Raw genomic sequence first — 11,537 nt, 5'->3', positions numbered from 1 at the left:
CTCAGTCCCATTCCAGGCCGCCGCGCCGCCACACGTACGCGTAGGCGACGAAGACGGTGAGCACGAAGAGCAGCATCTCCACGAGCCCGAAAACACCCAGGGCGTCGAAGGTGACGGCCCAGGGGTAGAGGAAGACGATCTCGATGTCGAAGACGATGAAGAGCATCGCCGTCAGGTAGTACTTGATCGGGAAACGCCCGCCGCCGGCCGGCGTGGGGGTCGGCTCGATACCGCACTCGTAGGCTTCGAGCTTGGCGCGGTTGTACCGCTTCGGACCGATCAGCGTGGCCATGACCACGGAGAAGATCGCAAAGCCTGCCCCGAGGGCTCCCAGTACGAGGATGGGCGCATAGGCGTTCACCGCTCCTCGCTCCTCTCAGTCGGCACTGACTGGTGGCGGTTCGGATCGGGCTCCCCACCTGCCTCATCCGTCCCGCGAACCCCGCGCGTCCCGGGCGAAGATCGCGAACATGTGAAGCAGGTCACAAGCCCAACTGCCTCGCATCTTATGCCCGCCGCTCTGTGATCTGCGACACGGGGTATTGCACAAGCTTTGTGATCTCCACCACCTGACGATCGATCATGAAGTCGGATGAGTAGTGATCTTCACACACGAAGCGTTCAGCTGATCACCAGAAGTGACAATTTCGACCGTCCTTGCAGACGGGAGGGGGTGCCGGGCGGGCGTCTCTATATCAAGAGGGTTCCGTTGCATGCAAATTCGCGATGGACGGGGTGCCTTGATAGAGGACCGCATTCACACATCAGAGGGAGGTGCGGGCCACGGTGTGGACGCGTGCACGCGTTCACGAACCCGGGACGCGCGAGACGCACCCCCACCGGTAACCGTTCCGTGACCTCCGCCACATCCATGAGAGGCGTCTGAGAACGGGGCTTGGCCAACCATCCGAACCGGTGGTACGTCGCGGGCAATTCGGACGTAACAGCGAAAGAGCGTGATCACAGGCTTGATCGCGAGCGTCCGCAATGTCCGTTACGGCGTCAATAAAGAAAGACATTCGAGGGATTCGCCGTCTTGATTGAGCAACTGTGGCGCAGCACACGTTTCTTGAAGATATGAAGGAGCCCCTGGTACCAGTTGTTCCCATGTCCCACACCGCTCACATACGCAGCCACCGGAAGCCCCGCCGCAGCGCGACGACAAACATCGCCGTGCGTGCCGGAGTTGCCAGTGGCGTCCTCGGCATGGCAGCGGCGGGCGCGGCCTCGGCGAGCGCCGCCGAACCCGTGACGCAGACGCTCGAACTGCCCACCCTGACGGCCGATCTGGCCACCCAGGTGGCCCAGTCCGCCGACGCCACGCAGCAGGCCGCGGCGAACTACACCCTCCAGGCCGAGCGCAACGAGGCCGCCGCAAATGCCGCGAAGCAGGCAAAGGCGGACCTTGCCGAGGCGAAGCAGAAGGCCGCGGCCAAGAAGAAGAAGGCCGAGGAGGCCCGCAAGGCCGCCGCAGAGCGCGCCGCCTCGCGCAGCGCCGAGCGGACCACCCTGAGCGCCACCACGAGCTCCAGCAGCTCCACGAGCACCTCCACGGCGACCGGTTCGGCCGCCGCTGTGGTCGCCTTCGTGAAGGCCCAGATCGGTGACGCCTACGTCTCCGGCGGCACGGGCCCCAACTCGTGGGACTGCTCGGGTCTCGTCCAGGCCGCCTTCAAGTCGGTCGGCGTCAGCCTGCCGCGCGTCTCCCAGGACCAGTCGACGCAGGGCACCCAGGTCTCGCTGAGCAACCTCCAGCCCGGCGACATCCTCTACTGGGGCAGCGCCGGCAGCGCGTACCACGTGGCGGTGTACGTCGGCGACGGCATGTTCGTCGGCGCACAGAACCCCTCCAGCGGCGTCGGTGAGCACCCGCTGTCGTACGACCCGCCGACCGGCGCGGTGCGGGTGCTCTGACCGCCTGGGCAACAACCCGGGCAACAAGGACAACTCAGGCATCGCACAAGCACGGTAGGGCCGCAGCCGCTCGGGGGCAGCGGCCCTTCCGGCGTGCCCGCCCCGGCCCGGATCGCCCCTACACCGGCCGCCTTCCCGCCTGGCCGCCTTCCCGCCCGGTTGTCCACAGGCCGGAGGCCCTCGGGAGGGTTTTCCACAGGCCCGCCCGCGATCCGGTGACTCCTGGGATGCTCGGTGCAGGCCGCTCGCAGACAGCGGCGGCCCCGAGATCCGAGAAGGAGACACCGCGATGCCACGCGTCTTCGTCCAGGGAAGCCCCATGGACCACTACCCCCGGCACGCCCCCGAGGCCCGGCGCGGTTCGGTGCGCCGGATCACCGAGACCGGCGAGGGCGTCCTGCACAAGCCGTGCCGGGACGTCACCGAGTTCGGCCCCGACCTCGCCGCGCTCATCGACGACATGTTCCTCACCATGTACATCGCCGACGGAGCCGGCCTCGCGGCGAACCAGGTCGGGGTCGATCTGCGGCTGTTCGTGTACGACTGCCCCGACGACGAGGGTGTCCGACATGTCGGGCACATCGTCAACCCCGTACTGGAGGCGGCCGACCCGGCCGGGCGACGGCTGCTCGACGACAGCGAGGGATGCCTGTCGGTGCCGGGTGCCACGATGGACGTGCTGCGGCCGGACCGGGCGGTCGCGCACGGTCAGGACAAGGACGGCAATCCGCTCACCCTCGAAGGAACAGGGTATTTCGCCCGCTGCCTGGCACACGAGACCGACCATGTGAACGGGCGCGTGTATCTCGACCGGCTCTCCAAGCGGGAGCGGAAGGAAGCGCTGCGGCAGGTGGCGGACCGGCGGGAGGACGTCTACGCCCGCCGGGCCGCCAACATCGAGGCGATCGGCGCCTAGGAACGGTCAGGCCTTCGGGGCCACCTTGCTCAGGCCGTTGATGATGCGGTCCATCGCGTCACCGCCGGTCGGGTCGGTGAGGTTCGCCAGGAGCTTCAGGGTGAACTTCATCAGCAGCGGATGGGTCAGGCCGCGCTGGGCGGCGATCTGCATGACCTTCGGGTTGCCGATGAGCTTCACGAAGGCGCGGCCCAGCGTGTAGTAGCCGCCGTAGGTGTCCTTGAGGACGCGCGGGTAGCGCTGCAGGGCCAGCTCGCGCCCGCTGGGGGTGGCCCGCGCGTGGGCCTGGACGATGACGTCGGCGGCGATCTGGCCGGACTCCATGGCGTAGGCGATGCCCTCGCCGTTGAAGGGGTTCACCAGGCCGCCGGCGTCGCCGACGAGGAGCAGGCCGCGCGTGTAGTGGGGCTGGCGGTTGAAGGCCATGGGGAGGGCGGCGCCGCGGATCGGGCCGGTCATGTTCTCGGGGGTGTAGCCCCAGTCCTCGGGCATGGAGGCGCACCAGGCCTTGAGGACCTCGCGCCAGTCCAGTTCCTTGAAGGAGTCGGAGGTGTTCAGGACGCCGAGACCCACGTTGGAGGTGCCGTCGCCCATGCCGAAGATCCAGCCGTAGCCGGGCAGCAGGCGGTCCTGGGGGCCGCGGCGGTCCCAGAGTTCCAGCCAGGACTCCAGGTAGTCGTCCTCGTGACGGGGGGAGGTGAAGTAGGTCCGGACGGCCACGCCCATCGGGCGGTCCTCGCGGCGGTGCAGGCCCATCGCGAGGGAGAGGCGGGTGGAGTTGCCGTCGGCGGCGACGACGAGCGGGGCATGGAAGGTGACTTCGCGCTTCTCCTCGCCGAGCTTGGCGTGCACGCCGGTGATCCGGCCGGTGCGGTCGTCGACGATCGGGGCGCCGACGTTGCAGCGCTCGAAGAGGCGGGCGCCCGCCTTCTGCGCCTGCCGGGCGAGCTGTTCGTCGAAGTCGTCGCGTTTGCGGACCAGGCCGTAGTCGGGGAAGGAGGCGAGATCCGGCCAGTCGAGCTGGAGGCGGGTGCCGCCGCCGATGATGCGCAGTCCCTTGTTGCGCAGCCAGCCGGCCTCCTCGGAGATGTCGATGCCCATGGCGACCAGCTGTTTCACGGCGCGCGGGGTGAGTCCGTCGCCGCACACCTTCTCGCGCGGGAACTCGGTCTTCTCCAACAGGAGGACGTCGAGGCCGGACTTGGCGAGGTGGTAGGCCGTCGTGGAGCCGGCTGGCCCCGCGCCGACGACGATGACATCGGCGGTGTTTTCGGAGAGGGGCTCGGTCACGGCGGGGTCTCCCCAAGGCTCGAAATCGCGTGCCGACCGGCACTGGACATGGGCAGTCTATTCAGCGGTACTGATCACCCTGCTGAAGGGCTGTCCCTGTGAACCGAGCTCTCCCCGCGGTACGGCTGCGTGTACCCACGCACGAGGACGCGTTCGCCTGGCACCGGGTCTTCGACGACCCGGAGGTCATGGAGTTCCACGGCGGCAGGTCCGCCGAGCTGTCCGTCTACGAGGAGCTCACCGCCCGCCAGCGCCGGCACGACGCGGAGCTCGGCTTCTGCCTGTGGACGATGACCGACGAGGCCGGCCAGGTCATCGGATTCACCGGCGCCCAGCCGTGGCCGCAGGAGTGGGGCCCCAGGGGGGAGATCGAGATCGGCTGGCGGCTCGGGCGGGAGTACTGGGGCCAGGGGTACGCGACCGCGGCGGCGCTGATGACGCTGGAGCGGCTGCGGGCGGCCGGCGTACCGGAGGTGATCGCGATGGTGCGGCCGGGGAACGAGCGGTCGGTCGCGGTCACCCGGCGCCTCGGGATGGAACTGGCCGAGACCTTCCCGCACCCGCGGCTCCCGGAGGAGGCGCTCTGCTTCCGGCTCGACCTGCGGGGCGACGGCGATCACGACTACAGAGAGTGACGATCTATTACAGAAAGACACCTGGAGCTTCCGGGCGCCATGTGCCACGGGTTACCCTTCCAGTACCGCTGGGGGTGACATCTGTGCATATAACACCCAAAACACCCGAAGTGCGCGTGCCGCGGCTGGTCGGACTGATGGCCGTGGACGCGCGCGAGACCGCCCGGTCGCGGGGCCTGTTCCTCAACGCGCCGGACCGGCCGGACTTCCACCTCACGGTCGTCGACTACGTCGTACGCCAGTTCCCGCAGCCCGGTGCCGAGGTGCCGCGGGACTCGATGGTGTACGTGTGGTTCGACTTCGGCGAGGGGGAGGGCGGCGGGGGCGTGCGCGAGCCACGCATCCCACGGCCGCCCACGGGCGGGCTGCAACGGGAACTGGACCAGCCCGGGGACAACACCTTCGAGGTGAGCAGCCTGTGAGTCCGCCGCCGGGGCTCAGACCTCCTTGAAGCCCCGGTGCAGGGCGACGATCCCGCCGGTGAGGTTGCGCCAGGCCACCTTCGACCAGCCCGCCGCACGCAGCCGGCCGGCCAGCGCGGGCTGGTCGGGCCAGGCGCGGATGGACTCGGCGAGGTAGACGTAGGCGTCCGGGTTGGAGGAGACCGCGCGGGCGACCGGCGGCAGGGCCCGCATCAGGTACTCGGTGTAGACGGTCCGGAAGGGCGCCCAGGTCGGGTGCGAGAACTCGCAGATCACGACCCGGCCGCCGGGCCGTGTCACCCGGTACATCTCGCGCAGGGCCGCGTCGGTGTCCTGGACGTTGCGCAGCCCGAAGGAGATCGTCACGGCGTCGAAGGTGTCGTCCCCGAACGGCAGCCGGGTGGCGTCCCCTGCGGTGAAGGGCATCCAGGCGTTGCGGCGCTTGCCGACCTGGAGCATGCCCAGGGAGAAGTCGCAGGGCACGACGTAGGCGCCGGCCCTGACGAACGGCTGGGAGGAGGTGCCCGTGCCGGCCGCCAGGTCCAGGATCTTCTGCGCGGGGCGCGCGTCGACCGCCTTGGCGACCTCCTTCCGCCACTGCCGGTCCTGGCCCAGCGACAGGACGTCGTTGGTCAGGTCGTACCGTTCCGCCACGTCGTCGAACATCGAGGCGACTTCGTGCGGCTGCTTGTTCAGGGAAGCGCGGGTCACGCTCGCCATTCTTGCAGCACGCCCTCAGGGGAGAAGCTTCGGCTTCTTCTTCGCGGCCACGTCCTCCACCCAGCCGCACGCCACGACGAACACCGCGATCAGGATCCAGCCGACGCCGAACATGAACCACTGGCTGTCGAGCGGGAGCCATTTCTCGAACGCGGGCACGTTCCACATCTGGTCGATCAGCGGGACCGCGAGGACCAGGGCGATCTCGTGCCAGAGGTAGATCGTCACCGCGCGGGCGTTGAAGATCGTGACCGTCCGGTCGAGCTTCCTGTAGCGGGTCAGCCAGGCGAAGTCGATCTTGAAGTAGGCCTTCGCCCACATCAGCAGCATCACGAACCCGGCCGACCAGAAGGCCTGCGCGAGGGGGTTCTCGTCCAGGTCGTAGGTGCCGAAGTCGGCCTGGTGCGAGAAGGCGTACCAGCCGCCGTAGCCGACGGCGGCGAGCGAGCCGACGACCACCAGGGCCGGCTTCATCCGCTGGAGCACGCCGTCGCGGTGCGCGAAGCCGAGGATCCAGCAGAAGAGGTACGTCGAGAGGTCCCACAGGGCGCTGCCGAAGCGGTTGTCGGGGCCGGACCAGACGAAGTTCAGGACCAGGATCGGGGCCAGCGACGCGAGGAGTACCGGGACCGGGGCCTTGCGGAAGATCCACAGCAGGGCCGGGGAGAGGAGGACGAACCAGAGGTAGGTGCGCAGGTACCAGAGGATCTCCCAGGCCTGCTCGCCCCACGCGTTGCCCGGCGGGTCGCCGAGCGGCACGATCCAGTAGACGATCTGCCAGCCCGGCATCCAGTCGTGGATCAGCATCGCCAGGACGACGAAGAAGCCCCAGAACCAGAAGGGTGGGAGGAGGCGGCGGAGCCGGCTCTTGACCACCTTGAGCGCCGGGCGCTCCAGGGACTTCGCCATGAGGGTGCCGGCGAGGCCGAACATGATGCCCATGGAGGGGAACACCATGCCGCACCAGGCCCAGCCGAAGGTGTGGTAGGTGACGACCCTTATGAGGGCGACGGCGCGGAGGGTGTCGAAGTAACGGTCACGTGCGGGCTTCTTGGGCTGAGCGTCGGGGTCGGACTCCTGGGCGTCGGTTGTTTCGGTGCCCGGCGCTGTGGGCTGTGCCCACCCTCCCCCACTCTCGGCTTCGCTCGAGCGGGGGGACCCCCATCGCCCTGCGGAACGATTGCCCACAGCGGTGGAGGTGGCGGTGGCAGCAGTCGGCTGCGGCTCCGGTTGTGGCTCCGGTTGCGGTTCCGGCTCCACCAGGGGCAGAGGGGCCGTCTGGTCCGGTGCCGGGGCGTAGCCGTAGTCGGGGTACTGCTGTTGCTGGGGGTACGGCTGCTGGGCGTACTGCTGCTGGCCTGCGTAGGGGCCGTGGTCGTAGCCGTTGTAGTGCTGCTGGTACGGGTTCTGCTGGTCCCAGGTCATCAGCCGCTCACCCCCGCCGGGGTGCCGACCTCGCCGGTGCGCTTGAGTTTCTGCCAGCGCAGGCGGCCGCCGGTGAGGGCGGTGATGCAGGAGTGGATGAGGACGAGGTACATCATCTGACGGTAGGCCAGCTGCTGCAGCGGCATCATCGCGAGGTAGCGGTACTTCTCCCTGTCGAGGCGGAACGCGTAGGCCGCGCAGGCCAGTTGGATGCCGAGGACGGCGAGCCAGGCCAGCAGGGCCGCCTCGAAGTCGACGAAGATCATCGAGTAGACCGTGAAGACGTCGATGAGCGGGGCGAAGACCGGGGTGACGATCTGGAAGAGGACGACCAGGGGCATGCCGACGCGGCCGAAGCGGCCGGAAGGACCCTTGTCCGTCAGGGACTTGCGGTGCTTCCACAGGGCCTGCATGGTGCCGTAGGACCAGCGGTAGCGCTGGGACCACAGCTGCTTCAGCGAACCGGGCGCCTCCGTCCAGGCCTTGGCGTGCTCCTGATAGACGACCCGCCAGCCCGCGCGGTGCATGGCGATGGTGATGTCGGTGTCCTCGGCGAGGGTGTCCTCGCTCATGCCGCCGACCTCCAGGACCGCCTCGCGGCGGAAGGCGCCGATCGCGCCGGGGATGGTGGGCATGCAGCGCAGCAGGTCGTACATGCGCCGGTCGAGGTTGAAGCCCATCACGTACTCGATGTGCTGCCAGGCGCCGATGATCGTGTTGCGGTTGCCGACCTTGGCGTTGCCGGCGACCGCGCCGACCTCGGGGTCGGCGAACGGCTGCACGAGCTGCCGTACCGTGTCCGGCTCGAAGACGGTGTCGCCGTCCATCATCACCACGATGTCGTAACTGGCGTTGCGGACGCCGTTGTTGAGGGCGGCCGGCTTGCCGGCGTTCTCCTGGCGGATGACGCGGACGTTGGGCATGCCGAGCTTGTCGGCGGCGGCGCGGGCGATCTCCGAGGTGCCGTCCGTGGAGCCGTCGTCGACGACGATGACCTCGATCGGGTGGGTGCTCTGCGCCAGCGACTCCAGGGTGTTGGCGATGCACTCCTTCTCGTTGTACGCCGGGACGATCACGCTCACCGGTCTGGTGACCGTCGCCCCCCAGCTGAAGCGGCGTTTGTTGCGCAGCCGGTAGTGGCGGCGGGCGATGAGCAGCATCATCCCGAAGCGGCCCATGACCGCGACGCCGACGACGAACAGCAGGCCGGAGAGGACGGGGAGGGCCCACTCGGCTATCGCTACCGCCACGATGAGGGCCTTGCCCTCGTAGAGGGTCATGCCGGTGGCCGTGCGGTGGGCGGCCTGGAGGCGGGAGACGGTGGCGGCGCCGGTGCCGGAACCGGTGCTGGGGGCGGTGCCGCCCTCACCGTTCGGGGCGGTGCCGCTGCCGGGCTGGGAGCCGGAACCGGAACCGGTGCCGGTGCCGGTGCCGGCTCCGGTGCCGGTGCCGGCTCCGGTGACGCCGGCCTCGGTGACCCCGGTGGTGGTGGTCTGGCCGGTGGAGCCGGTGCTCGCGGAGGCGGCCTGCCGGCCGGCGGCGTTCCGCTTCTCCATGACACCGCTGACGGTGGTGAAGGTGTAGCCCTTCGCCTTCATCTTCTTGATGTACTGCGGCAGCGCCTTGATCGTCTGGGACCGCTCGCCGCCGGCGTCGTGGAAGAGGACCGCCGCACCCTTGGTGCCGCTCGGCGTGGCCCACTTGATGATCTTCGAGACGCCCGGCTTCTTCCAGTCGTCGCTGTCGGTGTCGACGAAGACGCTGGTGTAGCCCTCGTTGCCGAGCTTCTCGTAGACCGGCCAGCTGTAGTTGTCGATGGCGTCCGTCTCCGAGGAGTACGGCGCGCGGAAGAGGGTCGTGGTGATGCCGGCCGCGCCCGCCAGTGCGAGCTGGGTCTGCTGCATCTCGCGGTTGACCCGGGCGTCGCTCTGGTACGACAGGTCGACGTGCGTGAACGTGTGGATGCCGACCTCGTTGCCCTGCTGGACCATCGTCTTCACGATGCTCGGGTAGCGCGACACCATCGAGCCGACCAGGAAGAACGTGGCGGGCACGTCGTACTGCTCGAGGATCTTGAGGACCTGCGGGGTGTAGGTCGGGTTCGGGCCGTCGTCGAAGGTGAGGGCGATGGTCTTGGAGGGGACCGAGACGGTCGTCGCCCGGCCACCCCGGAAGGTGAGGATCGGGCCGCCGTCGAGGACCTTGTCCGGCACCTTGCTGGAGCTGGCGCCGGTGCGCACCCGCTGGTCGCCGCCGACCTCTGCGCGCAGATAGCCGTCGAGCAGCATCACGCAGGTCAGCGCCAGCAGGAGCAGCAGGGCGAGGATGACACGTGGTTTCTGCAGCGCCGCGGCCCTGCCCGCCGCCCGCTCGATGCGGGTGGGGGCGCGCCTGCGGCCGCGTGCGGACGTCGGAGTAGTCATGGGGAGAGGCCTGCGTTCCCGGTCAGTCGGCGGTGGCGGATGCGGAGGCGGACGGGGTGGCGGTGACCGAGGGCAGCGACGACGGGCGGTCGCTGGGCAGGCCGGCCTGGCGGCCGATGCCGCCCTGCGGGCGCTCGCCGCCGGGGGCGTTGCCGGCGCGCGCGAAGTCGGGGATCAGCGAGTCCGGGGTGAGCGAGGTTCCCCAGCCCATGAAGGCGGCGCCGAGCACTCCCGTGTAGGCGAGGCAGACGACGCCGAGGAGGAGGCCGACGCGCCGCAGCACCTTGGAGCGGCGCCCGGAGGTGTCGACGAAGACGGGCCCCTCGGCAGACCCGTTGCCTTGTTTGCGGCGGCGACCACGCCCCGCGGCGCGGCTTTCGATGGCAGGCTCGGATTGCATTCCACGGATATTAGGGAGTCTTTATGTGATCGACTTCGGGGTTCTTGTGAAGTGCCCATGAGAAACCCCTTAACCTGTCTTTTCACTGAGAGATTCTGTGAACACCTGCGGTGGCGAACGAGGATGGGAAACCACCTGAACATCCCTTTTGAGCTGCACCTTTCACCCTCTTCGCACCCTTCGTTCCGTGAGATTCCTATGTATTGATCGAACCGTTGAACACCATGACCGTGTGAGACGTTTTCCTTTGGAATCAGGCTTTGTTTCGAGCCTGAGACACAAATCACGAGAGCGGGTGCATCTTAATGCGGAGTTTCCTCAGGCCGGCTGCCGGGCTTACCTGCCTGTTTGCCATGGCAGTCACGGGGTGCTCCTCGGGCTCCGACGGCACGTCGGACGCGGCACCCGCACCGTCGCAGAAGGCGTCCGCCTCCGCGACCGAGACCGCCGGCGGCTCGGACGGGTCCGGCACGTCGTACGCGCCCTACGTCAGCGCGACGGAGGCCGCCGACACGGACGGCGCCGGATCACCCTCGACGTACAACCTGGCCTTCGTGATCGCCAGCGGCAGCAGCTGCACGCCGGCCTGGAACGGGACGGAGGCCATGGGCAGTTCGGCCGTGAAGTCGCGGATCTCCAAGCTGAAGGAGGACGGGGCGACGGTCCGGGTCTCCTTCGGCGGGGCCTCCGGGAAGGAGCTGGCGACGACGTGCTCCAGCGCGACGAAGCTCGCCGCCGCGTACGGTGCCGCGCTGGACGCCGCCGGCTCCACGCAGGCCGACTTCGACATCGAGGGCGACACGCTGGCCGACTCCGGCTCGGTCGCCCTGCGGTCGGCGGCGATCGCGGTGCTCCAGAAGGAACGGCCGGACCTGGAGGTCTCCTTCACCCTGCCGGTGATGCCGTCGGGGCTCGACTCCGACGGCCTCGCGCTGCTGGAGTCGGCCAACAAGTACGACGTGCAGGTCTCGACGGTCGACATCATGACCATGAACTACGGCGAGTCGTACGACGGGGACATGGGCGACTACGCGGTCACCTCGGCGAAGGCCACGCACACGCAGCTGAAGAAGGTGTTCGGGCTGTCGGACGCGGGGGCGTGGGGCGGGATGGCGCTGACCTCGATGATCGGGGTGAACGACGTGGACGGGGAGACGTTCACGCTGTCCGACGCGAAGGAGGTGCGGGCGTTCGCGGAGGAGGAGGGGGTCGCGTGGGTGTCGATGTGGTCGACGTTCCGGGATGTGCAGTGTGAGAGCGGGGCTGCTTCGCAGGACGACGCCGCGACGGATTGCAGTGGGGTGACTCAGAGTTCGGGGGCGTTCGGGGAGGCGTTCGCCGGTTGAGTGTTGTCTGCGGGTGGGTGGGGGCTGGTCGCGCAGTTCCCCGCGC

Annotated in this window: 11 protein-coding genes; 5 read left to right on the top strand and 6 right to left on the bottom strand. The window is 68.8% G+C overall.

The window, feature by feature from the left end; translation table 11 throughout:
* Window position 1: 1 nt before the first annotated feature.
* Window positions 2–361, bottom strand: a complete 360-nt coding sequence (locus tag ACFZB3_RS10080) for an NADH-quinone oxidoreductase subunit A (RefSeq protein WP_007383963.1) — start codon at window positions 359–361, stop codon at window positions 2–4.
* Window positions 362–1,107: 746 nt separating this feature from the next.
* Here ACFZB3_RS10080 and ACFZB3_RS10075 point away from each other — a divergent pair.
* Both ACFZB3_RS10075 and def read left to right on the top strand, forming a co-directional pair.
* Complete coding sequence (locus tag ACFZB3_RS10075; RefSeq protein WP_391372617.1) at window positions 1,108–1,914, top strand: NlpC/P60 family protein; 807 nt, start codon at window positions 1,108–1,110, stop codon at window positions 1,912–1,914.
* A gap of 289 nt (window positions 1,915–2,203) precedes the next feature.
* Window positions 2,204–2,830, top strand: a complete 627-nt coding sequence (def, locus tag ACFZB3_RS10070; RefSeq protein WP_391372614.1) for a peptide deformylase — start codon at window positions 2,204–2,206, stop codon at window positions 2,828–2,830.
* A 6-nt stretch (window positions 2,831–2,836) separates the two neighbouring features.
* Here def and ACFZB3_RS10065 read toward each other — a convergent pair whose 3' ends face one another.
* A complete protein-coding gene (locus tag ACFZB3_RS10065) occupies window positions 2,837–4,120 on the bottom strand; it encodes a geranylgeranyl reductase family protein (protein WP_391372612.1) in 1,284 nt (427 codons plus the stop codon).
* A gap of 98 nt (window positions 4,121–4,218) precedes the next feature.
* Between ACFZB3_RS10065 and ACFZB3_RS10060 the strand changes: the two genes are divergently transcribed.
* Window positions 4,219–4,755, top strand: coding sequence for a GNAT family N-acetyltransferase (locus tag ACFZB3_RS10060; RefSeq protein ID WP_391372610.1), 537 nt, complete (start codon window positions 4,219–4,221; stop codon window positions 4,753–4,755).
* Between the two features lie 110 nt (window positions 4,756–4,865).
* Window positions 4,866–5,177 (top strand): PASTA domain-containing protein, encoded by a 312-nt coding sequence (locus ACFZB3_RS10055; protein ID WP_391372607.1) that lies wholly within the window; start codon window positions 4,866–4,868, stop codon window positions 5,175–5,177.
* Between the two features lie 15 nt (window positions 5,178–5,192).
* On the opposite strand, the gene ACFZB3_RS10050 is transcribed toward ACFZB3_RS10055, so the two are convergent.
* Genes ACFZB3_RS10050 through ACFZB3_RS10035 form a run of 4 tightly spaced genes read right to left on the bottom strand, consistent with a single transcriptional unit; the run spans window position 5,193 to window position 10,145 of the window.
* Window positions 5,193–5,888 (bottom strand): demethylmenaquinone methyltransferase, encoded by a 696-nt coding sequence (locus ACFZB3_RS10050; RefSeq protein ID WP_391372604.1) that lies wholly within the window; start codon window positions 5,886–5,888, stop codon window positions 5,193–5,195.
* Window positions 5,889–5,912: 24 nt separating this feature from the next.
* Window positions 5,913–7,322 (bottom strand): acyltransferase family protein, encoded by a 1,410-nt coding sequence (locus ACFZB3_RS10045; protein WP_391372602.1) that lies wholly within the window; start codon window positions 7,320–7,322, stop codon window positions 5,913–5,915.
* A complete protein-coding gene (locus ACFZB3_RS10040) occupies window positions 7,322–9,745 on the bottom strand; it encodes a glycosyltransferase (RefSeq protein ID WP_391372599.1) in 2,424 nt (807 codons plus the stop codon). Before ACFZB3_RS10040 ends, ACFZB3_RS10045 begins: the two co-directional genes overlap by 1 nt.
* Window positions 9,746–9,767: 22 nt before the next feature.
* A complete protein-coding gene (locus tag ACFZB3_RS10035; RefSeq protein WP_391372597.1) occupies window positions 9,768–10,145 on the bottom strand; it encodes a hypothetical protein in 378 nt (125 codons plus the stop codon).
* 305 nt (window positions 10,146–10,450) lie between these two features.
* On the opposite strand from ACFZB3_RS10035, the gene ACFZB3_RS10030 reads away from it, so the two are divergent.
* Window positions 10,451–11,491: a chitinase gene (locus ACFZB3_RS10030; RefSeq protein ID WP_391372594.1), complete on the top strand. Its 1,041-nt coding sequence runs from the start codon at window positions 10,451–10,453 to the stop codon at window positions 11,489–11,491.
* Window positions 11,492–11,537: the final 46 nt, after the last annotated feature.

The sequence above is a fragment of the Streptomyces sp. NPDC008092 genome (assembly GCF_042957285.1).
GTDB lineage: Bacteria > Actinomycetota > Actinomycetes > Streptomycetales > Streptomycetaceae > Streptomyces.
Note: the sequence above shows the minus strand (reverse complement) of the source record. Positions and strands in the feature narration are given on the sequence as shown.

Excerpts from the sequence above, each read along its gene's own strand:
- ACFZB3_RS10030 (WP_391372594.1), top strand. The coding sequence starts at position 10,451 with ATGCGGAGTTTCCTCAGGCCGGCTGCCGGGCTTACCTGCCTGTTTGCC.
- def (WP_391372614.1), top strand. The coding sequence starts at position 2,204 with ATGCCACGCGTCTTCGTCCAGGGAAGCCCCATGGACCACTACCCCCGG.
- ACFZB3_RS10035 (WP_391372597.1), bottom strand. The coding sequence starts at position 10,145 with ATGCAATCCGAGCCTGCCATCGAAAGCCGCGCCGCGGGGCGTGGTCGC.
- ACFZB3_RS10040 (WP_391372599.1), bottom strand. The coding sequence starts at position 9,745 with ATGACTACTCCGACGTCCGCACGCGGCCGCAGGCGCGCCCCCACCCGC.
- ACFZB3_RS10045 (WP_391372602.1), bottom strand. The coding sequence starts at position 7,322 with ATGACCTGGGACCAGCAGAACCCGTACCAGCAGCACTACAACGGCTAC.
- ACFZB3_RS10075 (WP_391372617.1), top strand. The coding sequence starts at position 1,108 with ATGTCCCACACCGCTCACATACGCAGCCACCGGAAGCCCCGCCGCAGC.